The sequence below is a fragment of the Thalassotalea coralli genome (assembly GCF_055786205.1).
On record NZ_JBVVBK010000001.1, the window covers coordinates 218,979 to 245,839 of the forward strand.

The following is a 26,861-nucleotide window of genomic DNA, read 5'->3' on the forward strand; positions in this document are numbered from 1 at the left end:
GCTATTTTACGTTAGTTATTTAGGGCAGCTCTTACCTTGCCGCTAACTGCACCAAGATCTGCACGACCTTGCATGCTTGGCTTTAATATCGCCATGACTTTACCCATGTCAGCCATTGATGCCGCTCCTGACTCTTCGATTGCTTTAGCAATTAAAGACGCAATTTCGTCATCGCTTAATGCTTGTGGTAAAAATTCTTCTAACGTCGAAACTTCAGCTTGCTCGTTAGCTGCTAATTCATCACGGCCACCTTCAGCGTACATTTTAATCGACTCTTTGCGTTGCTTAACCATTTTGGTCAAAATCGCAATGATATTTTCGTCGGTAGCTTCAGTGCCGTTATCAATTTCAGCTTGCTTTACAGCTGACAACGCCATGCGAATAACGCCAAGACGAATTTTGTCTTTGGCACGCATGGCGTTTTTCATTTCGTTTTTGAGTTGTTCAAGTAGGCTCATGCTACTAACTCAATATGCAACTAAGGTATTCTTAGTACATACGAACGCGACGTGCGTTCTCACGAGATAATTTCTTAGCAGCGCGCTTAACAGCAGCAGCTTTCTTGCGCTTACGCTCCCAAGTTGGTTTCTCGTATGATTCGCGACGGCGAACTTCTGATAAGATTCCTGCTTTTTCACAAGAACGTTTGAAGCGACGTAGTGCTACGTCAAATGGTTCGTTTTCTCTTACTTTAATTACTGGCATTTTGCCTCTTACCTTAGTTGTGTATCTATAGAATTTGACGAATAGCTTTACGCGCATTTTACTAGTTTGCGCCTTACTTTCGCCCACTCTGTCAAAAAATGGTGCGGTATTCTACTGCTAAGGGTCGTGCAAAGTAAAGGTTAATTTTGCTTTTCACTGGTTAAATAGTGAATTGGCAGGTAAAATCGCCGTCAATCATTTTTCCTCGTCGTTTATTTTAAGAAGTGTTATGCGAATTTTAGGTATCGAAACCTCATGTGATGAAACAGGTATAGCTATATATGATGAAGATAAAGGTATTTTGTCTCATCGTATCTATAGCCAAATTAAAGTTCACGCAGACTACGGTGGTGTTGTGCCTGAATTAGCTTCCCGTGATCACGTTCGCAAAACCATTCCTTTGATAAACGAAGTAATGAAAGAAGCGAATATTACGCCAGAAGACTTAGACGGCGTCGCTTATACCTCAGGTCCTGGTTTAGTGGGGGCATTACTTGTTGGTTGTTCAATCGGTAGGAGCTTAGCTTACGGGTGGGATATTCCTGCAGTGCCAGTTCATCACATGGAAGGGCACCTGTTAGCACCTATGCTGGAGGAAGATGTACCTGAATTTCCATTTGTCGCTTTATTAGTTTCAGGTGGGCACACGCAACTTGTTCGTGTTGACGGTATAGGCCAATACACTTTATTAGGCGAGTCTGTTGATGATGCAGCTGGCGAGGCGTTCGATAAAACAGCTAAATTACTTGGGTTAGATTACCCAGGTGGCCCAGTCTTGGCAAAAATGGCAGAAAACGGCCGTAAAGGCCAGTATAGATTTCCGCGCCCTATGACAGACAGACCAGGGTTGGACTTTAGTTTTAGTGGCCTAAAAACTTTCGCAGCTAATACCATAAACAAAGCCAAAGCTGATGGTGATTTTGGTGAACAAGTTCATGCCGATATTGCTTATGCGTTCCAAGAAGCGGTTGTTGATACCTTAGCGATTAAATGTCGACGCGCGTTAGAGCAATGTGAACTTAAAAGATTAGTCATCGCCGGCGGTGTGAGTGCAAATACCGAGTTAAGGGCGAAGCTTGAACAAATAACGGCAAAATTAGGGGGTAAGGTTTATTACCCTCGACCTGAGTATTGTACAGATAATGGTGCGATGATCGCCTATGCAGGAATGCAGCGATTAAAGTCGGGCGTTAACGCAGATCTTACCTTTAAAGCAACCCCTCGCTGGCCATTGGACACGCTTCCTGCCATTTAGTTTTTTGGTAGAGCTTTACTTTTTTTCATTCTACTTGGCGAGTTTTTTCTCGCCAATTTTAGGTTCTGTACCTTGAATTAACCTGCGAATGTTAGCTTTATGTCTAAACAAAATAAGCACGCAAAGCATAGAGACTGGGATGGTGTAAATAGGCTTTAATAGCCATGTATAAAAAGGCGCAACGAGCACTGCACAGATAGCTGCTAAGCTAGAATATTTACTGATTTTCGCAACCGTTAACCATGTCAGCACTAACAAGCCACCTAGATCTAATCCTATAGGTAACAATGCACCGAAAGCAGTCGCTACTGCCTTACCACCTTTAAAGTGAAAAAATAATGGGAACATATGCCCTAGACACGCTGCAATCGCTATAACACCTAAAAATACAGGTTCTATGCCAAGGAAGTAGGCGCTCCATACGGGAATAGTGCCTTTTAATACGTCAAAGCAGAGTACCGCGATTGCTGGCCCTTTGCCACCAATTCTAAGTACGTTAGTAGCGCCGGGATTATTTGATCCAGTTGTGCGAGGGTCAGGTAATTTGAGTAACTGGCAGATCAATACTGCGCTTGAAATTGACCCAAGCAAATAGGCAATAACAACCATAGCAACTGTCGCCAACAACATTTAACCCAAATTCCTTGTTTGAATTGAAACACTTGCCGTCATTGTAGCGCTTATAGCGGACAATTTAAATAAGCATATATGTTATTGTTGTAGAGGATTTTTGCTTGTTAAAGGTAGTTTTTCTAGTCCTGCACAGGTAAACTCGCCTCAAGTTTTAGTATTAACAAAGTTGCACCCTCATGGACAAGGTTTTTATACGTCAGTTGACTATTCAGACGACCATTGGTTTTTTCGAGTGGGAAAAGCAAATGAAACAGCCGCTGGTTATTGATTTGGATATGGCATGGGATATTAAGCCTGCCGCAGCTGATGATGCGTTAGACAAAACATTAGACTACGCGCAAATCTCTCAAGACATTGAAAAGTTTGCCAATGCTAACCCTGTAGACCTTCTTGAAACTTTAGCTGAGCGTTTAGCTCAATTTTTAATGAGCGAGTACAAAATTCCTTGGCTTCGACTGAAAATTGGTAAGCCAAATGCGGTACACAATGCACAATCTGTCGGTGTAGAAATTGAGCGTGGAGCTATGAAGTAATGGCGCAAGTGTATGTGTCACTTGGTACAAATGTCGATAGAGATAAAAACCTAGCAAGCGGCTTAGATGCCTTAGCTGATATATTCGGACGTTTGTCTTTATCTTCTTTATTTGAAAGTGAGGCGGTGGGCTTTGCTGGCTCTGCTTTTTACAACATGGTCATCGGTTTTAGCACGGATTTAAGTTTGAGTGACTTGCATCATACATTGCGCGATATCGAGTATCGGCATGGTCGCACACTAGATGCCGCCAAATTTAGCCCGAGAAGCTTGGATTTGGATATTCTGCTTTATGACAACCAAGTAACTATTGAGCCTATTGAGCTGCCAAGAGCTGAAATTACCGAGAACGCTTTTGTGCTTTGGCCATTGTCTGAATTAATACCCGATGATATTCATCCACTAACAAATAAAAGTTATGCCCAGCTCTGGCATGAATTTGACCATCATTCGCAAAAACTGGAAATGAAGCCACTTAACTGGCAACAACAATAACAAGGAATATTATGACTTTTACAGAAATATTTTTTCTGGCGCTCATTCAAGGGCTTACTGAGTTTCTACCGATATCTAGCTCTGCTCATTTGATTTTGCCATCAGCCCTTTTAGGTTGGCAAGATCAAGGAATAGGGTTTGATGTTGCAGTACATATCGGTTCGTTGTTAGCGGTTTGTTTATATTTTCGCAAAGAAATTGGTGACATGCTAGTGGCATGGTATGCCACATTAACACCAAATAAAGAAGACGATGCCGCACTGACTTACGAGCAAAAACTAAATGGTAAGTTAGCTTGGTGGATAGTTTTTGCCACTATTCCATTAGGTGCGATTGGCTTTTTAGGTGCTGATTTTATTGAAGCTAACTTACGCTCGGCGATGGTTATCGCGATATCAACTATTGTCTTTGGTATCTTACTTGGCTTTGTTGACATTCGAGCTAAGCAAAATGTGTCAATGGAAGGTATCGGCTTTAAAGGCGCGATGATAATTGGTTTTGCGCAGGTATTAGCGCTTATTCCTGGTACGTCTCGTTCAGGTATTACCATGACCGCAGGTTTAATGTTGGGCCTAGATCGAGAAAATGCTGCTAGATTTTCTTTTTTAATGTCTATTCCTGCTATTGGTATGGCAGGAGGCTACCTAACATTAAAGTTTATTACTGGTGATGAAGTCGTTGATTGGATTGCAATGGGCATTGGTGTTGTACTGTCATTTATTAGTGCATATGCCTGTATTCACTATTTCCTTATTTTAGTTAAGAAAGTTGGCATGATGCCTTTCGTTATTTACCGCCTTGTATTGGGTGCAGTTTTACTGTGGTTTTTAATGAGCTAACGGTTACTGAAAACGTAAATTTACAACGCGCTCACTATAAATAGTCAGCGCGTTTTTTGATCTTAAAGGGTTTCACTTAACGTAAACGTTAAATAAGTGCTGTTCAACCAGCTAACTTTGTATAGAATATAGTTATATTAATTGTATTGAATTTGAAGGTACCGAGATGAACCTATCCCTGACCGAAGAGCAAATGATGATTCAGGACATGGCAAGCAAGTTTGCTGAAACTGAATTAGCGCCTGTAGCTGGCAAGCTAGATGAAACGCAAGATCAAGACCTGTTTTTAGAAAACTTAGCTAAGCTTGCTGAACTTGGTTTTATGGGTCTAAATATCGACGCTCAATATGGCGGTGTAGAAGCAGGTTCTGTGGCTTTTAGCTTAGCGATAACTGAATTAGCAAAAGGCTGTGCTTCAACGGCTGTTACAACGTCGGTAACCAATATGGTGGCTGAGGTTATTCAAGCCGTTGGTAATGAAGAACAAAAACAAAATTATCTTCCTAAACTCTGTGGTGGAGAATATCGAGCAGGTGCATTTTGCTTAACTGAGAATACGGCTGGCTCTGATCCTGCGGGCATGAAAACCCAAGCAGTTAAAGACGGTGAAGATTACCTAATTTCGGGCAGCAAGCTGTATATTACAAGCGGTACTTTTGCCGACGTTTTTGTGGTTTGGGCGGTTACAGATCCTGAAGCTAAAAAGGGTAAAGGCATTTCATGTTTTATCGTAGAAGCAAATACTCCTGGTATTACCATTGGTAAAACAGAAGATAAAATGGGGCAAAAAGCCTCGCCGACCAATGAAATTCACTTTGAAAACTGTCGTGTACCAGCGAGCGCAATGTTAGGGGCAGAAAATAAGGGCTTTGGCGTTGCTGTAGGTGAACTTGCTGGCGGTCGAATTGGTATTGGCTCCTTAGCATTAGGTATTGGTATTGCAGCGATGGACTATGCTCGTGACTATTTGTTAGAGCGCAAGCAATTTGGTCAGCCACTGGCTAACTTTCAAGGGTTACAGTGGAAGCTAGCTGAGCGCTATACTGAACTTGAAGCTGCTCGCTTATTGTTAATGCAAGCAGCATACACAAAAGAACAAGGTCAGCCATTCAGTAAACAAGCGTCTATGGCAAAACTTTTTGCAACTGAAAAAGCCAATACAGCTTGTTATGATGCGCTACAGTTGATGGGTGGGGCAGGTTACATTAAAGAGTACCCATTAGAGCGTTTTGCACGAGATGTGCGTGTTACTTCTATTTATGAAGGTACAAGTGAAATCCAAAAAGTTATTATTGCCCGCGAACTATTAGCAGAAGTGCAATAACCTTAGCTTCTTGTAAAACACTCATTTCAGTTCTGGTATCGGTTAAGTGACTTGCCACCAAGTCAGCCAGAACTGAATAAAACGAAAAATAAAATGTGAGGCAAATAAAGCCACGAATAGTAGCGGCATTTTAGCAAGACTTAGCCACGCATTTTCTTGATACACTCTCTTCTGACTCGACCAAAGAAAGTAAAATAGCCAAATTAGGAAAACAGGCCCTAACGTTTTTACACTGGCAATCGCTTCTCCTGCAATAAAGTTAACGCACTTTGACACTAGCACTAATAGTGTCGGCACAATTAAAATAAACGCATAAGCATTGAGAGCATACATGACATGATCTTGTAGGTAGTAGCGTTTATATGGATTTATTAACCAAACGAAGATAGCAAAAAACGGTACGCTCAGAATAATAGTTGACTTAGCCGTTGATGAAGATACCAATGCGTACTTGGCGTTCATCTCTTGTAGACTAATATTATGTTCGGTGAGGTGGCTTTCAATAATTGGCACAATTAAATCAGAGTGAAGCTGACTAAATTGTTCGCGCAACGATAAACTAAAGTCCGTTAACGGCGTAAAGAAAAAGTACAATACGTTAAATATAAAAAATAATGAGATAAGTGAAAAATAGCGTTGGCGCGTGCCTAAATGAAAATCTAAGCACTGTTGACCCGGTGCGAAGAAAAACTGCTTTAGCGTAAATAGTATTTTCCCATCTAAAGAGGTTAACTCTTGCGTTAATGCTGAAAGTAAGTGCCCAAGAGAACGGGATTCTTGATCGAGCTTCTTCTCTCCGCAAAGGTGGCAAAATTTCCCTTGTAATGGTGTGTTGCAACTTGCGCAGTTTTTTAATTCGGTCATGCTTCTAATGTGTAAACGGTATTTTTCCCTTGTTGTTTAGCATGATACATGGCACTGTCTGCCGCGACAAACCAAGCATCGGCAGATTCTTCTTTTTGTAACAGCGCGATGCCTATACTACAGGTAACCTTGGGAATGGCATCGGTTTTTAGTTCTTTTAATTGTTTTTGGAAACGAGACGCAATAGTTTTGGCGTCACTTAATTTCGTTTCAGGACATAACATTACAAACTCTTCCCCTCCCCACCGCGCGACCATATCGGCTTCTCGTGCACAGGATGACAAAATAAAGGCAAATTGTTTAAGCACGTCATCGCCAACGCTATGACCTAATGAATCGTTAATTTTTTTAAAATCGTCGATATCAATCATCAGTAAACAGGCGGCATTGCCGTAGCGATCTTTAAGCTTTATTTGCTGCTCAATAATTTCGTTAAAATGGTTACGGTTATACAAGCCTGTAAGGGGATCTTTGATCGCAGCTTCTGCCAGCAGTTTATTTTTTTCATCGAGTTGTTGATGTAAAAGCTCTAGCGCGGCGTTTTTTTCAGCTAAGGTTGTAGCGGTCTTAACTGAGCGAAAATAAGCAATGGCAAGGAGTAAAACAATAATGACGGATATAGCAATTGCTTGGAAAACTAAAGAGTAATCGGTTTTGGTTATTAAACTTTTCTGTTTTAAGTAATTGAAAATTCTGGCGTGTTGTTCTGGGGTAATTTTCGATATTGCGCTATTAAGTGCCGGCAGAAGGTGCTTGTTTTGATCATTAACACCGATGCGTAAGTTATCTTCTAATTCAGCAATACCAACAATACGAATATGTCGAAATTCGTTATTTTGGATGATTTTATTAGTGGAGTGAAATGAGCCGACAAAGAAGTCTATTTCGCCGTTTTGTACTTTCGCCAAGCCTTGTTCTTCGTTATCTACCGCCACGACTGTCATACCGTGATAATTATCCGTCAAGAAGTTGTGCATTCGGTAGCTTTCGACAACCGCTACTTTTTCAGTTTTTATGCTGGTTAAGTTACCTACAAGGGGACGGTCGTAATGGGCGTAAAGTGCATTGGGCGCTCGGAAATAAACATCTGAAAAAAATAAAAATTGTTCTCGTTGCGGGGAAGCGTTCAGCATTGGCAATAACTGACATTTATTACTTTTTACATTTTCAATAGCTTGTCGCCAACTGGTTGTTTCTACTAGTTGAAAAATAAAGTTGGAGTTTTGTTCGATTAGATTTAAATATTCCTTGGCAATACCAATATGTTGTCCGTCTTCAATTGATTCGTAAGGAGCCCAGTTAGGGTCAGCACAATAGCGAATAACTTGAGAGCTTTCAGCAGTAGCAGAGTCACTAAACAAAAGTAATGTCGTAACTAGAAGAATTAAATATCCACTGCGTCGAATATCAAGCATTATCCATGTTCTCAGTGAGAGTGAGTAAACTTACGAAGACTTCGCAACATCGCCTATTCACTATATGATTTATTGAGGCAAAGATAAACTGCTTATTTAATCTACAGGTTTTCTTGAGCTTTTCGTAAGGGGGAATTTATCGAGTACTTGCAATTCGCTGATTTGCCCCCACCATAGATAACAGAAATAGCATTGACGGAACATAAAGGTAGTCCCCTTGATTAGAGATATTAATTTAGAAAACTTTCAGCAAACGATTTTGGAAGATTCAAAGGAAAAATTTGTCCTTGTAGCCTTTTGGGCAGAACAAGTTCCGGAAAGTGTTGAGCTTCGCGATAAATTAACGTTAAAAACACAAAACGCTGAACAGCACGTACTTATGGCTGGTGTTGATTGCCAAGCCCACCAACAAATCGCTATGCAATTTGGCATTCAAGGGTTACCTACTGCAGTATTGGTGAAAGATGCTCAGCCGGTAGATGCTTTATCCGGCCCGCAAACAGATGAAACTATAGATGCCTTTTTGGCTAAACATTTGCCGCAAGAGCAAGATGAACTATTACTGCAAGCCAAAGAAGCATTAGTAACTAACAATGTTAATGACGCGTTTAGTTTCGCGTTAAAAGCACATCAAATAGATAGTGAACGAAGCGACATTAAATTTGTGCTCATCGATACATATATACAGTTAGGAAAGCTATCAGAAGCTGAAGCTTTGCTTGGTACGATTAAAATGGTCGATCAAGACGGTGATTATGCGGCGCTTGTCTCTAAATTAGAGTTGGCTAGCCAAGCGGCAGACTCGCCGGAGATCAAAGCACTAGAGGAGAGCTTAGCTAAAGCGCCTGACAATGTAGAAACGGCACTTCAGTTGGCTACTCAATATCATCAAGCCAACAGACATGAAGAAGCGCTAGAGCTGTTATTAGGATTACTTCGAAATGATCCTGCCAATGGTGAAACTAAACAAGTTTTCGTTGATATTCTCAAAGCGTTACCCGACGGAGACCCTCTTGCAGGCAAATACAGAAGAAAACTTTACGCATTCATGTACTAGTTTAAATATCTGGCATATAAGAGAAACAAAAAAGTAGCGTACTATTCGCTACTTTTTTTGTGCATCTTTTTTATGTGCAAAATTTATTTAAGCTTGCTAGCAAAGGTTTTTTTAAACTTAAGCAGTTTTGGTGAAACTACCGCCTGACAATATTGGTTTTCAGGATTATTGTTAAAGTACTCTTGGTGATAATCTTCACCACGATAAAAAGTTTCTTGCTCTGACACTTGAGTGACAATAGGCTCTGGCCACATTTGCTCTTGAGTCATCTCTTCAATAATGGCGATGGCAGCGTCACGTTGTGCTTCACTATGGTAAAAAATCTCAGAGCGATATTGCGTGCCAATATCATTACCTTGACGGTTTAATTGCGTAGGGTCATGCAATGCAAAGAATATCTCTAAAATTTCGCGGTAGGAAATCACCTCGTCATCAAAGGTTAACTGCACGACTTCAGCATGGCCAGTATCACCAGCGCAAACCTCTTTATAACTAGGGTCGAGCGTTTTTCCACCCATGTAACCAGATTCAGCACTTAGAATACCTTGTAAGCTATTAAATGCCGCCTCTATGCACCAAAAGCAGCCACCGGCTAATGTTGTTTGTTGTTTACTCATGATAATTTCAGAGAATTGAAATAGGTGGCGATAGTATATAAAGGGAAGCGTGCGCAAACAATATGCGCACCTTGATATTTAACCGTGCTTTTACTTATAGGTTATAAGCAAAGTGTTGATGGAAGCGAACAGTTAGTTCTTCTTTTTCGGCAGGAATTTCTAGCTCTGTTGCCATTAACTTTATTGCTTGCTCTATTTGATTCAAGAAGCGACCGTAACCGTGATCATCATGATTGGCTTTAGTAGCGACGAATATTAATTGCACTGTGTCTACTAATTGATCTGCTTGCCAGCGACTTACAATGCCACATGGACTTTGGTCTGGATTATAGCCAAGCATTTGTAGCTCACCGACACGCGAGACAAGCTCATGTTCACTGCTGCGAACGATCGGTACTAAGCCGTTAGCAATGAGAGCGCCATTGTTAAGATTAAAGCGCTTTGCTACCAGCGAAAATGTGTCAGTTAAGTAGGTGTAGAGCGGGTTGTACGGGTCAGCTGAGTTTGGATCTATATCCACCATCTCCAATAAACGGTTGTTAATAGATAAATTGATAATAGCATACGTCACAGCTGAGTGTTGCTCAGGCAAGTTAACGCCTTGGCTATTGTACCTTTCAGGAATACTACGCATTTTGTGCGCTGACACACCTAGGCAACCTTTTTGCTTGGCAAAAACATCATAGGTTAAGTGTTGATGATCGCGCAAACGAATAGCGTTAGTTGGTATTTCAAAATGCTGCTGGTAGCTTTTTAAAAGCGTGCTTACGCGTTCGTGAAAACCTGCTGCATTAACACGTAATTCGTCGCCAGTTGCTAGGAATAGCATAGTGACTTTTTCAGCGCGGACCGTTGCATCATAAAATGAGTTTTGTAACTCATGAGTTTTCGGATCGTAATAAAATAAAATTTGCTGACTCGTTTGCCATTGGTGCATTTCGTGACTATATCTGACACGAACTAATTTGTCGTTTGCGACAAAAACGCAGCCACCGATTTCGAACTCGTTAGCTAGTGCGAATAGCTTTTTAGATAATGACTGGTAAAACGTGAAGTAAGGCTGAGGACTATCTTGAGATAGCTCAGGGCAAACATGCGCAATAAGATCATCCGTGATTGGAAACTCTGCTAAGATGTATTGGTTGTCCCTAGCGTTTGATGGAATAAACGCTTTGTGATTGGCACTGCGTTTGCGAACAATAGACATTTAGTAACCCTGTCTTAAAGTGAATCAAAATAAATTTTGCTCGAATTATAAATAGCGGATATGACAAAATTATGTCATGTCCACCAGTTGTGATTAGCGTTTTGTTGAGTATTTTTATGAATTTTAAGCTGATTTTAATTTAAGATACTGGGCTATCTATGACACTTTTGTGAATTAACAGGTAATAAAACAAATAATGCAAGATACATCTCAACATGAACAGCTAGTACAAGCGATTAACCAAATTATGCCTTACGGAAAATATGCCGGTAGAAAACTACTTCAGCTTCCAGAGCCTTATCTCGTGTGGATGCACGGTAAAGGATTTCCTGAAGGTAAGCTTGGTCAGCAACTAGCGCTTATGTATGAAGTTAAGCTAAACGGCTTGGAAAAAATGTTGAAGCCTTTGTTAAGAGCTGACGATAGATAACACATTAGCGGTTGCAAGTGACTTGGTTATAAAGTGTGTCACCAATCATACTCTGCGCTACCTTAGACCCTTTTTAAATGAAGTTTTTATAATAAAATTTTTTCTAATTATTTTTGGATCTATAAAGATCTTGAGAATAAACGTGATTTCAGTCAGTTAGTCTTATCGTAAAAAAGTGGCATGATTTTTATTTGCTTTAACATAAGAGTTTGACGTTTTGATGACAAAAAATAGCTTGCATAAAAAACTTAATTATTCTTAAATGAATTATCGATTGTTGTTCAGTGTCGGTCAAATATATTCCAGAAAAACCATATAATTCATTTGTTTATGGAGAGTCATCTATGAGAAGACAAAAAAGAGATCGTTTGGATAGAGCGTATTCTAATGGATATCAAGCAGGCGTTGCAGGGAAGGCAAAGGAGAACTGCCCATACCAAAATACTCCGGCCAAATCAGAATGGCTAGGAGGGTGGCGAGAAGCCATATCAGACCGAAATGCTGGACTCTTCAGGTGACATGATTACAATTTTCTGAGTTCCGTTTCCAACCAACAGAATTCTATAACTAAAAGCCCTCAATAGAGGGCTTTTAGTTTTTCTGGTGTTGTAAAATGGTTAAAACATTGTTGAGGCAAACAACGAAAGCGAATAAATTTAAATAGGCTAAGGTGTTAACTAAATTGCTAATCAAATTGCATAGTAAAAAAGATAAGAAAACGGAAAGAAGAAGATATATGAATAGGGAAAATCAGAATATGATGAAAAACCTTGAATTAATCGATTTAGCTAAGACACTACTAACGATTCAACCTAACCAATCAGTACGTTCATATGAGATAGAGCCGGGTGCTCCACAAGCTTTGGAGGGAATGGTTGTTGGCATGGTAACAATGGATAGGAGTCCTCCACATAACGGAGAACGTCATAATGGTGGTGATGAAATTATCATCGTTGTAAAGGGAGAAGTAGCAGTAACGTCAGATTCCAATGGTAAAGAAAAGTTAGCATTGAAGGCTGGAGAATCATGTATTATTCGCCAAGGCGAATGGCACAAAATAGACGTTATTGAAAAAGCACAATTAGTGTATATCACGCCGGGTTTAAACAACGAGCACAGATTTTAACGACGTATAAGATTTGTTAGGTTTTATTGCTCACCGCACTCTGGACACGCGTTTTGTCTATTAACACTAAATTTCTGCCATTGCAGGCTTAAGCCATCAAACATAGAAAGCTGGTTAGTGGCTACCGTTAATCCTGCAAGATACTTAATCGCCTCTAAAGCTTGAGCACCACCTATCATGGCAAGCACTGGCCCTAAAATCCCAAACGTTTGACAATTATTTTCTGGGGCCTTATTACTTTCGGGGAATACGCATTGGTAACAAGCGCTCTTTGTATCTTTTGGGTTAACAAATAGGTGCTGCCCATCTAGCCCTGTTGCCGCACCAATAACTAATGGGATTTGGTGTTGCACACAGGCTTTGTTAATCAGGTAGCGAGTGGCAATATTGTCGGTACAGTCTAAAACAATATCGGCCTGTGGAACGTAGTAGTCAGCAAGTTCCGAATCAAGCATTTCATCTAAAACCTCGATATTACATTCGGGGTGCATGGTCACTAGTTTGTCGGCAGCCGTTTCCGCTTTGCCACTATTGACGTCTTGCTCGCCAAATAAAATTTGTCGGGGCAGATTAGAACTTTCTATTTTATCACCGTCGCATAAAATCAAATTGCCAACGCCTGCAGCTGCTAAATATAGGCTGGCTGGCGTACCTAAGCCACCAACACCAATAATGAGTATTGTCGCATTTCTTAGTTTTAATTGGCCTTGTTCGCCTATGTGCTTAAGAATAGTCTGGCGGCTGAATTTTACTTGTTCTTGCTGAGTTAACATGATGAATTAATTCTAATTTGAAATCTGCATTGCGTGTTATACGAAACGATTAGCACACTAGTTTAGCAGTTTTACCAGTGTTGTGCTTTTGCTTGATCTGACTCTCTTGCTTCTAGCCATTCTGATTGCCCCGTAACAGTCACTTCTTTTTTCCAGAAAGTCGCCTTAATTTTCAGAAAGTCCATGATAAATTCACAAGCAGCAAATGCGTCTTGACGGTGCTTGCTAGTGACGCCAACAAAGACAATTTGTTCGCCCACCTTGAGTTCACCAATACGGTGGATAACACTGCAATTGCCAACACTCCAGCGCTGGCGCGCTTCTGCCAATATCTCTGATAATTGCTTTTCTGTCATTCCTGGGTAATGTTCTAGGTACAATGCAGATATTTCCTTACCTAAGTTATTGTTTCTGACACGACCACAAAATGTCACGACGGCACCATCTTGATGATTTTCTTCTTCCAGTAGCCTAACTTCATCGGCAAGAGAAAAGTCCTGGTGCTGGATAGCAATTTTATCGTTAGACATTTTGGATACTAGCCTCCCGTCACTGGTGGGAAAAAGGCAACTTCATCTTGGTCACTTAGCACCGTATTTAACGTTGCCATTTGTTGATTAACGGCACATAAGTGAGGTTTATTAAAAAGCTCTTCAAGAGCAGGGTAGCTTTCTGTTAACGATGTAATAAGTGCCTTTACTGTGTCAGCCGTTGGTTCCACTTGCAGTGAATCTTTATTGGCAAGCTCTCTAAAAGAGGCGAAAAATTTTACTTCGATCATGCTAAATTCCTTCCATTATTCTGCTTGCCAGACTCCCGACTTACCACCGTGTTTTTCGGTAACTTTTATGCCGAAAATCTCCATGGCTGGGTCTGCTGCTTTACACATATCAAATAGCGTTAAACATGCAACTGATACCGCTGTTAACGCTTCCATTTCTACTCCTGTTTTACCAGACAGTTTACATAAACTGGTTACTTTGATGGTGTTGTCATCGCTGTTTAGCTCAAAATCAACCTGCACTTTAGTCAGCATTAACGGGTGGCAAAGGGGAATTAAATCACTGCACTTTTTGCCTGCTTGAATACCCGCAATGCGAGCAACTGAAAGTACGTCGCCTTTTTTGTTATCACCTTCAACCACTAGATCAAAGGCCGCTTTACTCATGCGGATAAAGCCTTGTGCAGTTGCGATACGCTCTGTCACTTGTTTATCGCTAACGTCTACCATATTAGCTTCGCCGCGCTGGTTGACGTGGCTAAGTGCTACTGTATTTTCATTACTCATTTGTGATTCTCTTTATCTGTAAACCGTTTTCATTAAGCTAAAAAGCTATTAGCCGCGGCTTTCACAGGCCTCTTTATCGAGTGCTAAATGAGGCACAAAGTTACATGGGCGATGGCTAGCGTCTAGTTGCTCTTTAATAATTTTGTCCCATGCTGTTTTACAAGCATTAGTGGAGCCAGGTACGCAGAAAATAACTGTGCTATTTGCCATGCCTGCAAATGCTCTTGATTGAACTGTTGACGTGCCAATTTCTTGATAAGAAATCGCTCTAAATAGCTCGCCAAACCCCTCCACTGATTTATCAAATAATGGCGTGATCGCTTCAGGCGTATTGTCTCTAGCGGTAAACCCTGTACCGCCCGTTGAAACTATGGCGTGGATATTTTCATCCGCTATCCAGCGAGAAACGATAGCACGTAATTGGTAAACGTCATCTTTGACTATCGCTTTTTCAATAACTTCGTGGCCAGCTTCTACTACTCTATCTACTAAAGCTTTGCCAGATGTATCTGTTGATTCATCTCGGGTATCTGAAACGGTTAAAACGGCAATATTTAATTGTGCAAACGACGTTGCTAGATGAGATTTAGACATGTGAATGACAACCTTGATTAATTAAGGATTGAACAGCTTGCCACTGCTCTGGCGTATTAGTGTTCATTAGCAAGTCTTTTTTAGACTCACTTAGCGTTAAAATTACTGGTTCAAAAGGGGAGAGCATAGTCCTAATACTCGGTCCTGTTTTTCCTTTTTTACCTACTTGAGGGCTAGTGTGATGTTTTAATTTTTTGTTCGGTTCATTACTTATAAATTGTGCATCGTTACAAAGCGCAGCAATATGCTCGGTTAATTCTGTTGTTAATGGCAAATATAGGGGCAATACATGGTGCTCAAAATGGCAGGGTTTATTGTGCTTTTCGCCACTTTCCATGAGTGTTTTTAGGCAATTAACATCGAGTAAAGGTAAATCAACTGGCAGAATTAGTAATGCTTTATAAGTCGGTTTATCATTGTCGTTGGATTTTTTTTGCATCAAACAATGATTTACCACAGTGGCAATGCCGCCAACTGGCCCAAGATCACTTTTAGTATCAGATATACCGTGAGGGGCTCCGCTAATAACTGTATCGCTAACACCTGCTTGTGTTAAAAGAGCCGCAGTAAATGAAAGCATCGTGGTATCACCACGATGTAGCAGGGCTTTATCAGTTGCCATTCTTGACGACTTACCTCCTGCTAATACTACGCCTAAACAGTTTGTATAAGACATTTTGTTCACTGATGCTTCCTAACTACTATCCACCTAGCATAGCTAAGTTTTTCGTTGCACCCGTTAACTTTTCATGCAGAAAGTGTGTGGCTTTTTTATCGTGTAGTAAGTTGTGTATCTCACTAATAACTGGCTCGGGATCATCTGTGGTCAGTAAGTCCCTGATTGAAAGCCCTGCATCAGCAAACAAACACAAATGTAGCTTACCAAGCGCACTAATTCTCAGTCGATTACAACTATTACAAAAATCTTTGCTATAGGGCATGATTAAACCAAGACGTCCTTGGTATTGCGGGTGATAAAACTCCTGCGCAGGACCGGCAGATTTGTCTTTGATAATAGGTAGCCAACCTTGCTCTAGTAAGTTCTCTTTAATCTCTAAGCCGCTGACATGTTGTTTGCTAAAAAATTCACTGTTGTCACCTGTTTGCATCAATTCTATAAAGCGCAGTGTTACAGGCATTTGGCGAACAAAATCGAGAAAGCTGGCCATTTCCTTTGCGCTGTATTGGCGCATAAGTACCGTGTTTACTTTAATCTTCTTCATGCCTAAATCTTTTGCGATAGCAAGGCCTTTTAAGATTTCTGCTAATTTGTCGTGGCCAGTAATGGCATGAAATTGTCTAGGATCGAAGCTATCAATACTAACATTTAATGCATCAAGCCCAGCGTTGTGCCAAGACTCAATGTGCTGTGATAATTTGAAGCCGTTGGTTGTTAAAGCTACGTGTTTAATGCCTGGCGTGTTTTTACAAATTTCAATGATTTGCGGCAAGTCTTTGCGAAGAGAAGGCTCACCACCTGTGATGCGGATTTTTTCAGTTCCCATTAAAGCGAAAGCTTTGACGATACGGGTAATTTCTTCCAAAGAGAGAAAGTCACGATCGTGATCGCACTGATAGCCATCAGGCAGGCAGTAATTGCATCTAAAGTTGCAAACATCAGTAATAGAAAGGCGCAGATAGGTAAATCTGCGGCCAAAATTATCAGTAAACATGTCACCTTTCCAAGTATCGGGAGGCTAAGGTGTTTCCAGCTTAACCCTGGCGATTAAATCATAATCACGGCTAAATAAGCATGTTGGCTAAACCAAGTTAGCTTAAGAAGCTCGGCGAACAAAACAGTCTGTTTTACAGTTTAGTCAAAATTACTTAAAAACCATAAAACTTTTATTCATTTGTTTTACCACCTATTTTGCTAAGTGTCTAAACTATCCTAAAAATTTAAGTAAATAGTTGTTACAACATTGCGCTAGGTCATGTTTTCCAAAATAATAGCAAACTGGGCAGTTGTAACTGCTTATTATGACCGCATAAAGTTATAGAAAATCTCATTCGACCTTGAGGAATTAAAATGCAAGATTGTTGCTCGGCTCCTGGCCTATTACCTGTTGAACAAGCGATTACAGCAATGCTGTCGCAAGTGGAATCTTTGTCTTCAACTGAATACGTGCCTTTGTATCAAGCTAATGGCAGAGTCCTTGCTGAGCCAGCTTTAAGTCCGGTTAATGTACCGCCTGCAGATAATTCAGCAATGGATGGGTATGCATTTCATTCTCAAGATGCTGGTAAAACGCTGTTGTTGGCGGGCCGAGCGATGGCTGGCGCACCTTACAATGGCCGTTGTGAACAAGGTCAATGCATACGTATTATGACAGGAGCGGTTATTCCTCAAGGCTGCGATCAGGTGGCAATGCAAGAAAACTGTGAGCTAGATGCAGATACGCAATCAGTTACTGTGCCTGATGTTATCAAACCTTTTCAACATATTCGTAAAGCCGGCGAAGACGTAGCGGCTGGTGAGCAAGTTTTCGCTCAAGGTAAACGTCTATCGGCTGTAGATATCGGTGTATTGGCTGCACTAGGTGTTGCACAAGTTTGTGTATTTAAGCCTGTTAAAGTTGCAGTATTAGCGACAGGTGATGAACTTGTCGAAGCAGGGAAGCCGCTTTCAGAAGGGCAAATTTACGAGAGTAACTCCGCGATGCTGTGTGCTTTACTTAGCGATTTCGGCGCTGAAGTGAAGTCATTCGGTATTATTAAAGATATTCCACAAGATATTGAGCAGGCGTTTGCAGACGCCAATACTTGGGCTGATGTAGTGATATCTTCTGGTGGTGTTTCTGTGGGTGATGCTGATTTTGTCAAAGATACATTAGATAAGCTTGGGCAAGTTAATTTTTGGAAAGTTGCTATTAAGCCAGGTAAACCTTTTGCATTCGGTAAGTTATCAAACAGTATTTTCTTTGGCTTACCAGGTAATCCTGTATCTGCGATTGTTACCGCGCATCAATTGGTGATGCCAGTCTTAGCTAGCATACAAGGAGAAGTGGTTCAGGACACTTTAGCGTTAAAGGCTAAAATTACACATAACATTAGAAAAGCACCAGGTAGAGCAGACTTTCAGCGAGGAATTGCAAGCATTAACGAGTTAGGTGAATTAGAAGTCGTGACTACAGGTAGTCAAGGCTCGGGCATTTTGACAAGTGTTTCGAAGGCTAACTGCTATATCACTCTTTCACAAGAGCAGGGCAGTGTTGAGGCTGGAGAATATGTGACGATTCAGCTTTTTGATCGCTATTTGAAAAAGTAGCTAATTAGAAAGGTTTAAGTCAAAATGCACTTAGATTGTGAATAACTCATGATAAAAAATATCTATCTTTTACCTGGCACCATGTGCGATGAACGCATGTGGCGGATGGTGTTGCCATTTTTGCCGAGTCATATTGCATTTCATTACTTAACAATTGGCTCACAGCCTTCCATTGATAAATTGGTTGATGATATTGCTGAGCAATTACCTGACTCAGCTAGTTGCATACTTGGCTTTTCTCTCGGTGGTTATTTGGCTACGGCTTTGAGTATTAAGTACCCTGAGAGAGTTTCTCAGTTGCTAGTTGTCGCTAATTCTCCAAACGCTTTACCTGCTAGAGAAGTAAAAGAAAGACAACGTACGATTCAGTGGTTAAAAAGCCATGGTTATACTGGCGTGCCTACCAAGCGAATTTTAAATTTATTGGGAGTTTCTGCACAGGACAATCAAGAAATTATTGAGCTTATCCGCGACATGGATGCTAGGTTTGGAGGTGATGTTTTAACGCAGCAGCTATTAGCGACGACTTTACGTGAAAACTTGTTTGAACAATTGCTGCAGCTGAAGGTGCCAGTGGACTATCTCATCGGGGATCAAGATACGTTAGTCAATATCGATAAACTGCAATCACAACTAAGTATGAGTGATACTATGTCTTTTACTCTGTTAAAAGACTCAGGGCACATGTTACCACTTGAGCAGCCCGAAGCGTTTAGCACATGGTTAATAGAAAAAATAAAGCAGCCGTAAAGGCTGCTTTATTTGAACGAAGGCGTCTATATAACGCCGAGTCTTTATCACTGAGTCTTTAGAAACTGTAAACGACAGTAATAGCAGTTTCAGTGTTGGTATTTTCTTTACCTTCTTCCACATCAGTATTGTAATCAACTAAGAAGCTAAATTTAAGCTGCATAGTCTCAATCAGTTTAGTGGTTACCGATGTTTCAGCTTTGTATGTGCTGTTTTCGTCAGAGCTTGGTGCATATTTCGCAATTAACGATTGTTTGAATTCAACATGCTCGTTAATTTGTCTTGAGTAATACGCTGATGCTTGAATGATTAAAGAAGATTGCGTTTCTTCTTCTTCACTGTGTGGCACATCTCTTTTATAACCAGGACCAATTTCAGCATCTAATTTAGCTACTTTGGTTTCATACCAACGACGACCCCAACCAGCTGAAATCGAGCTTTGTGTCTCAAATGAGCCAAATCGATTGTCTTCGTATGATATGTTACCGAAGACATAGTTCTTACCATTTGGCTCTATTGTGTAGTTAGTACGAGAATCAATAGTCCACTTATGATCAGATGTTTCTAAGCTAGTATCGCCCGTCTCATCTTCTTCTTCTGTCTTTTTGATTAACAGATCAAAGTCTAAAACGCTACGCCATTGATCTTGTTCATATTCTACGTCAAAGCTTGCTTTTAAATCGGCACTTTTAGTATCGCCGGTTTTAAATAGAGCGCCTAAGCCCGCAGAAGTTTTGAATGGGCTTTTCTCTTCTTCTTTTGCTTGTTCAGCAAAGCTTAAAAATGGTGTGCAGCAAAGTACTGCAAGCAAGGTTTTACGTGTCATCGGTATTCTCTTGGTTTACATGAACAGATAGTTGTGGGAATGGAATTTCGATATCAGCGTCATCTAACGCTATTTTAATCGACTCCAAAAGGTCGAAGTATACAGGCCAGTAATTTTCTGTTTTAACCCAAGGGCGCACAACAAAATTAACTGAGCTATCGGCAAGTTCGCTAACGCCGATTGTCACATCTTCATCTTTTAGCACTAATTCATGTGCTTTGACGACATTCGTCAATATTTCCTTAGTTTGTTTTAAATCTGCGGAGTAACCAACGCCAATCACTAAGTCAATACGACGTTTTTTCTTCGTTGAGTAGTTGGTTATTGTACCGCTAGTGATGGAGCCATTCGGCACTATCACTGTTTTATTATCTGGGGTTTTTAGCTGTGTTGAGAATATTTGTACTTCTTCAACAACACCTGATGTGCCAGCCACTTCAACAAAGTCACCCGCTCTAAACGGCTTGAAAGTAATAAGTAAGATACCTGAAGCAAAATTAGAAAGTGAACCTTGAAGCGCTAAGCCGATTGCAAGGCCTGCAGCACCAACAATGGCAACTAATGAAGAGGTATTAAAACCAAGATGCGAAATTGCCGCGATAAAGGCAATCATCACTAACAAACCATACGTTAAACTACAAATAAATGAACTTACAGCATCATCCACTTTCTTGTGTTTAAGTACACGTCGAACTCCACCGGTAATGAGGCCAGCCACCCATTTACCAACAAATAAAATAACTAGTGCAACTAGGAACTGAATTCCAAAGTTGATTAGCATGTCTTGATTATTTGTGAACCAATTTAAAATAGCATCCATAACAACTTCCCTAGGTTATTATTGTTGTGAAGGTAAGATTATATATGAGATGTGAGCAATAAGCCCAATGAAAATATGGTTAAAGGTAAAATTTTGAATAGAAACTGAAAAATGCAAACATACTTCCCTGTATGTTTGGCCAGAAATTGAGGGTGCGTTATTTCTGGCTCTACACTTTCATGAAACGTGTGTGCTAGCGTTTCGTTATTAAATTTATCAATATAGCTTGATTCGATAAATTATTTAACTAAGGCGTCTAGCTCGCCTTTTAAGTATTTTTCGAACATGTTGTCTAGTGAAATCGGCTTGATTTTAGACGCGTTACCTGCAGCATTAAACGCTTCGTAACGTGCAATACAAATATCTGTCATTGCCTTTGTTGTTTCGCCTAAAAACTTACGAGGATCAAACTCGCTAGGGTTATGCGCTAAGAATCTACGGGTAGCACCAGTAGAAGCTAAACGTAAGTCCGTATCAATGTTCACCTTACGAACGCCATGCTTGATACCTTCACAAATCTGTTCAACTGGTACACCGTAAGTTTCTGGGATTGCACCACCGTATTCGTTAATTACAGCTAACCAATCTTGAGGAACTGACGAAGAACCGTGCATAACTAAGTGTGTGTTAGGAATACGGTCGTGAATCGCTTTGATTCGGTCAATCGCTAAAATGTCGCCTGTTGGTGGACGAGTGAATTTATACGCGCCGTGAGAAGTACCACAAGCAATAGCAAGTGCGTCTACTTGAGTTTTTGCGACGAAATCAGCCGCTTCTTCAGGATCTGTTAGCATTTGATCCATAGTTAGCTTGCCTTCAGCGCCAATACCATCTTCTTCGCCAGCTTCACCTGTTTCTAATGAACCCAAGCAACCTAATTCACCTTCAACTGAAACACCACAAGCATGCGCCATCTCGACCGTGCGGCGAGTAACGTCAACATTGTATTCGTAGCTAGATGGCGTCTTACCGTCTTCCATCAATGAGCCGTCCATCATTACAGATGAAAAGCCTAACTGAATAGAACGTTGACATACTGCAGGTGAAGTACCGTGATCTTGGTGCATTACAATTGGAATATGAGGGAATTCTTCAATCGCCGCTAAAATTAAGTGACGTAAAAAAGGAGCTCCAGCATACTTTCTAGCGCCAGCAGAACCTTGCAAAATTACTGGGCTGTCTGTTTTATCAGCCGCAATCATAATCGCACGAACTTGTTCTAAGTTGTTCACGTTAAATGCAGGAATACCGTAATCGTTTTCCGCTGCATGATCTAACATTTGGCGCATGGAAACTAAAGCCATGAAAAACTCCTAAAAATGGTTAATTACTTTTGATTTCAGTTATGTAAGCTTTCAAATCGAAACTTACAATGTTTCATACCGTAATTGTATCAGAAAGTTTTCATTTTATGCATCTAGTAAAACCATGGAAATTGGTACAAAAATCAGTGGTAGGAGCTTTGTTTTGGATTTTGTTCGATGTTTAACAAATAAATGTAATAAATCAGCAGGAAAGGAGAAGTGAAAGGCTGAAATTTTTGAAAGTTTACAACAAAAAAAGTATAAATTTTTTTCACTTTTTACAAAAAGGTATAAAAAAACCAGTTAATATTCATAACTGGTTTTTTATAAGAGCGGAATAGCGGGCTAAATAGCTGCTTAGCCGTTCGCGCGTTCTTCTAAAATTGCAACCGCTGGAAGCTTCTTACCTTCTAAAAACTCTAAGAAAGCGCCGCCACCTGTAGAAATGTAGGAAACTTTGTCAGCGATGTCATATTTATCAACAGCGGCTAATGTGTCGCCACCGCCAGCAATTGAGAATGCTTTTGATTCGGCAATCGCTTTGGCAATAATTTCAGTGCCTTTTCCGAATTGATCGAATTCGAATACACCAACAGGGCCGTTCCAAACGATTGTGCCGGCATTTTCTAAAATGTTGGCTAGTGCTTGTGCTGAGTCTGGGCCAATGTCAAAAATCATGTCGTCGTCGGCAACGTCAGCTACTGGCTTTAATGTAGCTTCAGCTGTTGGGGAAAATTCTTTACCCACTACCACGTCTGTTGGTACTGGAATGTCGCCATTGTTCGCTTTAGCATCTGCTGTTAAACGGTTTGCTTCGTCGATTAAATCTGCCTCATATAAAGATTTACCAACATTGTTGCCATTTGCGGCGATAAAGGTGTTGGCAATGCCACCACCAACAACTAATTGATCAACAATTTTAGCTAGAGAATCTAATACCGTGAGTTTAGTTGATACTTTTGAGCCACCGACAATTGCAACTAGAGGGCGTGCTGGATTATCAAGCGCCTTACCTAATGCTTCTAACTCACCGGCTAAAAGTGGGCCTGCACAAGCAACTGGTGCGTATTTAGCAACGCCGTGTGTTGATGCTTGAGCGCGGTGAGCTGTACCAAATGCATCCATAACATATACATCGCAAAGTGCTGCTAACTTTTGTGCTAACGCATCGTCATTTTTCTTTTCGCCAACATTGAAACGAACATTTTCAAAGACAACAAGCTCACCTTCAGCAACTTCAACACCGTCTAAGTAATCTTTTACTAAGCGAACAGGCGCATCTAAAGCGTCTTTTAAGTAGTTAACTACTGGCTGCATCGAAAATTCTTCGTTGTATTCGCCTTCTGTTGGACGGCCTAGGTGAGACATCACCATAACCTTTGCACCAGCTTCTAGTGCTAACTTAATAGTAGGCATAGCAGCACGTAAGCGTGCATCTGATGTTACTTTTCCTTCATTAACAGGAACGTTTAAATCTTCACGGATTAATACGCGCTTACCTGATAACGATACATCCGTCATTTTAATTACAGACATTGTGTTTATCCTTTGAATAAAATAAAAATAAGTTTACTGACTCAAATAAAGTCGCTAATCGCTGTTTAATCTAGTTGCGCCATTACTTTGGCGGTATCAAGCATTCTGTTCGCGAAACCCCACTCATTGTCACACCACACGAGCAACTTTACTAAGCGTTTATGGCTAACACGTGTTTGATTGCCATCAACTATGGCTGAATGAGGATCGTGATTAAAATCTATCGATACTAAAGGCTCTTCTGTATACCCAAGAATGCCCTGCAACCCATTGTTTTGTGCCGCTTGAATCGCCTCATTGATATCGGCAATACTTACATCATTTTCTAAAGTAACGCTAAGATCCATTGCCGTTACATTGATAGTGGGTACTCGCACGGCAATGGCTTCAAATCGGCCTGCAAATTTCGGTAAAATACGCTCAATTCCCGCTGCTAATTTAGTATCTACAGGAATGATTGATTGGCTCGCTGCACGTGTTCTGCGCAAATCAGGGTGATACGCGTCAATTACTTGTTGATCATGCATTGAAGAGTGAATAGTGGTAATAGTGCCACTTTCTACACCGAAGGCATCATCTAAGACTTTGATCACCGGCACAATACAATTAGTTGTACAAGAGCCATTGCTCACAACTGTATCGGTTGCTGTTAAAATTTTTTGATTAATACCGAATATAATAGTAGCGTCTAAATCTTTGCCGCCTGGATGAGAAAGCAATACTTTTTTAGCACCTTGGTCGATATGCAGTTGACCCTGAGCTCTAGAAGAAGTGATACCAGTGCAATCTAATATTATATCGGCCCCTAGTTGTCGCCAATCAATGGCAGAGATATTTTCTTGGTGGAGCAAGGTGATGTCGTCACCGGCAATGTTTAAGCCGCGATCGCTTGAGGTCACTGCAAATGGAAACCTTCCATGGGTACTGTCGTACTTAAGTAGGTGGGCAATGCCTTCTGGCTCGGCAATTTCATTAATAGCAACAAGCTTTAATTGGTCTTGTTGATTGTTTTCGTAAAGCGCTCGAGCAACATTACGACCGATTCGGCCAAATCCATTAATGGCAATAGTTGTAGACATAGAACTTTATAGAGTTGGCGTATCACTCAAGTTTAACTTGAGTGATACGCATTAGCTGATTATAAGCTGTTTACTGTTTCAACTACGTTCTCCGCAGTGAAACCGAAGTGCTTCATTAATTCACCACCTGGTGCAGATTCACCAAAAGTCGTCATACCAACAACTTTACCGGCAAAACCTACGTACTTGTACCAGAAGTCTGTGTGAGCAGCTTCAATAGCAACACGCTTAGTTACAGAGCTTGGTAGTACAGATTCTTTGTAGTCAGCAGTTTGTGCATCGAATACGCTGGTAGAAGGCATAGATACAACACGTACCTTGTCACCAAGCGTTTCAGCAGCGGCTAACGCTAGTGAAACTTCAGAGCCAGTAGCAATTAAGATAACTTCTGGCGTACCAGCAGAGTCTTTTAAGATGTAGCCACCTTTGTTGATGTCTTCTACTTGTTGCTCGTTTCGCGCTAAAGCTGGTAAGCCTTGGCGAGAGAATACTAACGATGTAGGTGCTTTTTGACGCATAACCGCATGCTTCCAGGCAACAGCTGATTCAGTTGCATCAGCAGGGCGCCATGTTTCCATGTTTGGCGTAGTACGTAAGTTAGTCAATTGCTCGATAGGCTGATGAGTAGGGCCATCTTCACCTTGACCAATTGAGTCATGGGTGTAAACGAAGATATTTTGAATGCCCATTAGAGCAGACATACGAACTGCGTTACGAGCGTATTCCATGAACATCATGAAAGTTGCGCCGTAATTAATGAAGCCGCCGTGTAAAGAAATACCATTCATAATGCCTGACATACCGAATTCACGTACACCGTAGAAAATGTAGTTGCCAGCAGCATCATCTTGAATACCTTTAGAACCAGACCATAGTGTCAGGTTTGAACCTGCTAAGTCAGCAGAGCCACCCATTAATTCTGGTAAGATTGCACCGAATGCTTCGATTGCATTTTGAGATGCTTTACGAGAAGCAATATTCTCAGATTTTTCTTGGCATTCTTTAATGAATGCGTTTGCTTTAGCTTCAAATTCCGCTGGTAATTCACCTTTAAGCACACGACGCTCGTATTCTGCTGCTAATTCAGGGTGAGCTGATTGATATGCAGCAAATTTGTCATTCCAAGAAGCTTGAGATGATTGACCTTTGTCTTTTTGATCCCAGTCTTGGTATACATCTTCAGGGACTTCGAATGGGGCATGAGGCCAGTTTAAGAATTCACGTGCTGCTGCGATTTCTTCATCGCCTAAAGGTGCACCGTGACAATCATGAGAACCAGACTTGTTTGGAGAACCAAAACCAATAATCGTTTTACAACAAATCATGGTTGGCTTGTCTGTAACTGATTTTGCTTCTGCAATAGCAGCAGCAACGGCTTCTGAATCGTGGCCGTCAACGCCTGAAATTACATGCCAGCCGTAAGATTCAAAACGCTTAGGTGTATCGTCTGAGAACCAGCCTTCAACATGGCCATCGATAGAAATACCGTTGTCATCCCAAAATGCGATTAATTTACCTAGGCCTAATGTACCCGCTAATGAACAAGCTTCGTGAGAAATACCTTCCATTAAACAGCCGTCGCCAAGGAAACAGTAGGTGAAGTGGTCGACGATATCGTGGCCTTCACGGTTAAATTGTGCCGCTAGTGTCTTCTCGGCAATTGCCATACCTACAGCGTTTGAGATACCTGCACCTAATGGGCCGGTCGTTGTTTCAACGCCAGGTGTGTAACCGTATTCAGGATGACCTGGTGTTTTTGAGTGTAATTGACGGAAGTTTCGTAAATCTTCCATTGATACATCGTAGCCAGTTAAGTGAAGCAAAGAGTAGATAAGCATTGAACCGTGACCATTAGAAAGAATAAAACGGTCGCGATCTGCCCAGTTAGGATCAGTTGGGTTGTGCTTTAAAAAGTCACGCCATAGTACTTCGGCGATGTCAGCCATACCCATAGGGGCTCCTGGATGACCTGATTTGGCTTTCTGTACTGCGTCCATACTTAAGACGCGAATAGCGTTGGCGAGTTCTTTGCGTGACGGCATAATTGCTCCACTAGTTATATCTGAAATTCAAGGGTGTAAAAAACAGCCGCTATTTTCGTTGATTAACCGTCCAACTGCAAAT

General features: G+C 41.0%; 31 protein-coding genes and 1 riboswitch. Of the genes, 11 read left to right on the plus strand and 20 right to left on the minus strand.

Going from position 1 to position 26,861, the window contains the following annotated elements; translation table 11 throughout:
- Nucleotides 1–11: 11 nt before the first annotated feature.
- The gene (locus tag ACOB80_RS00840) at nucleotides 12–458 is read right to left on the minus strand and encodes a GatB/YqeY domain-containing protein (RefSeq protein WP_473163902.1); all 447 of its coding nucleotides are present in this window, start codon (nucleotides 456–458) and stop codon (nucleotides 12–14) included.
- 31 nt (nucleotides 459–489) lie between these two features.
- Nucleotides 490–705, minus strand: a complete 216-nt coding sequence (gene rpsU, locus ACOB80_RS00845) for a 30S ribosomal protein S21 (protein ID WP_074500846.1) — start codon at nucleotides 703–705, stop codon at nucleotides 490–492.
- A 229-nt stretch (nucleotides 706–934) separates the two neighbouring features.
- Here rpsU and tsaD point away from each other — a divergent pair, with 229 nt between their 5' ends.
- Nucleotides 935–1,960: a tRNA (adenosine(37)-N6)-threonylcarbamoyltransferase complex transferase subunit TsaD gene (gene tsaD / locus ACOB80_RS00850; protein WP_473163903.1), complete on the plus strand. Its 1,026-nt coding sequence runs from the start codon at nucleotides 935–937 to the stop codon at nucleotides 1,958–1,960.
- Between the two features lie 30 nt (nucleotides 1,961–1,990).
- Here the strand turns inward: tsaD and plsY are convergent, their stop codons facing one another.
- Nucleotides 1,991–2,587: a glycerol-3-phosphate 1-O-acyltransferase PlsY gene (gene plsY, locus ACOB80_RS00855; protein ID WP_473164772.1), complete on the minus strand. Its 597-nt coding sequence runs from the start codon at nucleotides 2,585–2,587 to the stop codon at nucleotides 1,991–1,993.
- 182 nt (nucleotides 2,588–2,769) lie between these two features.
- Here plsY and folB point away from each other — a divergent pair, with 182 nt between their 5' ends.
- From folB to ACOB80_RS00875, 4 genes are all read left to right on the plus strand, one after another.
- Complete coding sequence (folB, locus tag ACOB80_RS00860; RefSeq protein ID WP_473163904.1) at nucleotides 2,770–3,126, plus strand: dihydroneopterin aldolase; 357 nt, start codon at nucleotides 2,770–2,772, stop codon at nucleotides 3,124–3,126.
- Complete coding sequence (folK, locus tag ACOB80_RS00865) at nucleotides 3,126–3,620, plus strand: 2-amino-4-hydroxy-6-hydroxymethyldihydropteridine diphosphokinase (RefSeq protein WP_473163905.1); 495 nt, start codon at nucleotides 3,126–3,128, stop codon at nucleotides 3,618–3,620. Before folB ends, folK begins: the two co-directional genes overlap by 1 nt.
- An 11-nt stretch (nucleotides 3,621–3,631) precedes the next feature.
- Nucleotides 3,632–4,459, plus strand: a complete 828-nt coding sequence (locus tag ACOB80_RS00870; RefSeq protein WP_473163906.1) for an undecaprenyl-diphosphate phosphatase — start codon at nucleotides 3,632–3,634, stop codon at nucleotides 4,457–4,459.
- Nucleotides 4,460–4,625: 166 nt separating this feature from the next.
- Nucleotides 4,626–5,783, plus strand: a complete 1,158-nt coding sequence (locus tag ACOB80_RS00875) for an acyl-CoA dehydrogenase family protein (protein WP_473163907.1) — start codon at nucleotides 4,626–4,628, stop codon at nucleotides 5,781–5,783.
- Nucleotides 5,784–5,825: 42 nt separating this feature from the next.
- On the opposite strand, the gene ACOB80_RS00880 is transcribed toward ACOB80_RS00875, so the two are convergent.
- Nucleotides 5,826–6,647, minus strand: coding sequence for a DUF3667 domain-containing protein (locus tag ACOB80_RS00880; RefSeq protein WP_473163908.1), 822 nt, complete (start codon nucleotides 6,645–6,647; stop codon nucleotides 5,826–5,828).
- Nucleotides 6,644–8,062 (minus strand): diguanylate cyclase, encoded by a 1,419-nt coding sequence (locus tag ACOB80_RS00885; RefSeq protein ID WP_473163909.1) that lies wholly within the window; start codon nucleotides 8,060–8,062, stop codon nucleotides 6,644–6,646. The genes ACOB80_RS00880 and ACOB80_RS00885 overlap by 4 nt, the downstream gene beginning before the upstream one ends.
- A 217-nt stretch (nucleotides 8,063–8,279) precedes the next feature.
- Between ACOB80_RS00885 and ACOB80_RS00890 the strand changes: the two genes are divergently transcribed.
- Nucleotides 8,280–9,119, plus strand: a complete 840-nt coding sequence (locus ACOB80_RS00890) for a tetratricopeptide repeat protein (RefSeq protein WP_473163910.1) — start codon at nucleotides 8,280–8,282, stop codon at nucleotides 9,117–9,119.
- Between the two features lie 83 nt (nucleotides 9,120–9,202).
- Here ACOB80_RS00890 and msrA read toward each other — a convergent pair whose 3' ends face one another.
- Both msrA and ACOB80_RS00900 read right to left on the minus strand, forming a co-directional pair.
- Nucleotides 9,203–9,736, minus strand: a complete 534-nt coding sequence (msrA, locus tag ACOB80_RS00895) for a peptide-methionine (S)-S-oxide reductase MsrA (protein ID WP_473163911.1) — start codon at nucleotides 9,734–9,736, stop codon at nucleotides 9,203–9,205.
- A 94-nt stretch (nucleotides 9,737–9,830) separates the two neighbouring features.
- A complete protein-coding gene (locus tag ACOB80_RS00900; protein WP_473163912.1) occupies nucleotides 9,831–10,943 on the minus strand; it encodes a DUF3083 family protein in 1,113 nt (370 codons plus the stop codon).
- A gap of 196 nt (nucleotides 10,944–11,139) precedes the next feature.
- Here ACOB80_RS00900 and ACOB80_RS00905 point away from each other — a divergent pair, with 196 nt between their 5' ends.
- The 3 genes from ACOB80_RS00905 to ACOB80_RS00915 all read left to right on the plus strand — a co-directional run bounded on the left by ACOB80_RS00905 (nucleotide 11,140) and on the right by ACOB80_RS00915 (nucleotide 12,499).
- Entirely contained in the window at nucleotides 11,140–11,373 is a 234-nt protein-coding gene (locus ACOB80_RS00905) for a DUF3820 family protein (RefSeq protein ID WP_473163913.1), read from the plus strand.
- Between the two features lie 344 nt (nucleotides 11,374–11,717).
- Entirely contained in the window at nucleotides 11,718–11,891 is a 174-nt protein-coding gene (rmf, locus tag ACOB80_RS00910; protein ID WP_473163914.1) for a ribosome modulation factor, read from the plus strand.
- A gap of 239 nt (nucleotides 11,892–12,130) precedes the next feature.
- On the plus strand, nucleotides 12,131–12,499 hold the full coding sequence (locus ACOB80_RS00915) for a cupin domain-containing protein (protein ID WP_473163915.1): 369 nt from the start codon (nucleotides 12,131–12,133) through the stop codon (nucleotides 12,497–12,499).
- A 23-nt stretch (nucleotides 12,500–12,522) separates the two neighbouring features.
- Here ACOB80_RS00915 and ACOB80_RS00920 read toward each other — a convergent pair whose 3' ends face one another.
- The 7 genes from ACOB80_RS00920 to moaA all read right to left on the minus strand — a co-directional run bounded on the left by ACOB80_RS00920 (nucleotide 12,523) and on the right by moaA (nucleotide 16,827).
- Nucleotides 12,523–13,272 (minus strand): HesA/MoeB/ThiF family protein, encoded by a 750-nt coding sequence (locus tag ACOB80_RS00920; RefSeq protein WP_473163916.1) that lies wholly within the window; start codon nucleotides 13,270–13,272, stop codon nucleotides 12,523–12,525.
- Nucleotides 13,273–13,343: 71 nt separating this feature from the next.
- The gene (gene moaE / locus ACOB80_RS00925; RefSeq protein WP_473163917.1) at nucleotides 13,344–13,802 is read right to left on the minus strand and encodes a molybdopterin synthase catalytic subunit MoaE; all 459 of its coding nucleotides are present in this window, start codon (nucleotides 13,800–13,802) and stop codon (nucleotides 13,344–13,346) included.
- Between the two features lie 8 nt (nucleotides 13,803–13,810).
- Nucleotides 13,811–14,053 (minus strand): molybdopterin converting factor subunit 1, encoded by a 243-nt coding sequence (gene moaD, locus ACOB80_RS00930; RefSeq protein WP_473163918.1) that lies wholly within the window; start codon nucleotides 14,051–14,053, stop codon nucleotides 13,811–13,813.
- A gap of 15 nt (nucleotides 14,054–14,068) precedes the next feature.
- Entirely contained in the window at nucleotides 14,069–14,560 is a 492-nt protein-coding gene (gene moaC / locus ACOB80_RS00935; RefSeq protein ID WP_473163919.1) for a cyclic pyranopterin monophosphate synthase MoaC, read from the minus strand.
- 48 nt (nucleotides 14,561–14,608) lie between these two features.
- A complete protein-coding gene (moaB, locus tag ACOB80_RS00940; RefSeq protein WP_473163920.1) occupies nucleotides 14,609–15,154 on the minus strand; it encodes a molybdenum cofactor biosynthesis protein B in 546 nt (181 codons plus the stop codon).
- Entirely contained in the window at nucleotides 15,147–15,830 is a 684-nt protein-coding gene (gene mobA, locus ACOB80_RS00945) for a molybdenum cofactor guanylyltransferase (RefSeq protein ID WP_473164773.1), read from the minus strand. Before mobA ends, moaB begins: the two co-directional genes overlap by 8 nt.
- Before the next feature lie 25 nt (nucleotides 15,831–15,855).
- Nucleotides 15,856–16,827, minus strand: coding sequence for a GTP 3',8-cyclase MoaA (moaA, locus tag ACOB80_RS00950; protein ID WP_473163921.1), 972 nt, complete (start codon nucleotides 16,825–16,827; stop codon nucleotides 15,856–15,858).
- A riboswitch (molybdenum cofactor riboswitch) is annotated at nucleotides 16,814–16,956 on the minus strand. (Overlaps the previous gene by 14 nt.)
- A gap of 227 nt (nucleotides 16,957–17,183) precedes the next feature.
- Between moaA and moeA the strand changes: the two genes are divergently transcribed.
- Entirely contained in the window at nucleotides 17,184–18,422 is a 1,239-nt protein-coding gene (gene moeA / locus ACOB80_RS00955) for a molybdopterin molybdotransferase MoeA (RefSeq protein ID WP_473163922.1), read from the plus strand.
- 48 nt (nucleotides 18,423–18,470) lie between these two features.
- On the plus strand, nucleotides 18,471–19,172 hold the full coding sequence (locus ACOB80_RS00960; RefSeq protein ID WP_473163923.1) for an alpha/beta fold hydrolase: 702 nt from the start codon (nucleotides 18,471–18,473) through the stop codon (nucleotides 19,170–19,172).
- A gap of 58 nt (nucleotides 19,173–19,230) precedes the next feature.
- Here ACOB80_RS00960 and ACOB80_RS00965 read toward each other — a convergent pair whose 3' ends face one another.
- From ACOB80_RS00965 to tkt, 6 genes are all read right to left on the minus strand, one after another.
- Nucleotides 19,231–19,998, minus strand: a complete 768-nt coding sequence (locus tag ACOB80_RS00965; RefSeq protein ID WP_473163924.1) for a DUF481 domain-containing protein — start codon at nucleotides 19,996–19,998, stop codon at nucleotides 19,231–19,233.
- A complete protein-coding gene (locus tag ACOB80_RS00970) occupies nucleotides 19,988–20,818 on the minus strand; it encodes a mechanosensitive ion channel family protein (protein WP_473163925.1) in 831 nt (276 codons plus the stop codon). Before ACOB80_RS00970 ends, ACOB80_RS00965 begins: the two co-directional genes overlap by 11 nt.
- Before the next feature lie 239 nt (nucleotides 20,819–21,057).
- Nucleotides 21,058–22,122, minus strand: coding sequence for a class II fructose-bisphosphate aldolase (gene fba / locus ACOB80_RS00975; RefSeq protein ID WP_473163926.1), 1,065 nt, complete (start codon nucleotides 22,120–22,122; stop codon nucleotides 21,058–21,060).
- 357 nt (nucleotides 22,123–22,479) lie between these two features.
- Nucleotides 22,480–23,658, minus strand: coding sequence for a phosphoglycerate kinase (locus ACOB80_RS00980; RefSeq protein WP_473163927.1), 1,179 nt, complete (start codon nucleotides 23,656–23,658; stop codon nucleotides 22,480–22,482).
- 65 nt (nucleotides 23,659–23,723) lie between these two features.
- Nucleotides 23,724–24,737 (minus strand): erythrose-4-phosphate dehydrogenase, encoded by a 1,014-nt coding sequence (epd, locus tag ACOB80_RS00985; RefSeq protein ID WP_473163928.1) that lies wholly within the window; start codon nucleotides 24,735–24,737, stop codon nucleotides 23,724–23,726.
- A gap of 59 nt (nucleotides 24,738–24,796) precedes the next feature.
- A complete protein-coding gene (tkt, locus tag ACOB80_RS00990; RefSeq protein ID WP_473163929.1) occupies nucleotides 24,797–26,779 on the minus strand; it encodes a transketolase in 1,983 nt (660 codons plus the stop codon).
- Nucleotides 26,780–26,861: the final 82 nt, after the last annotated feature.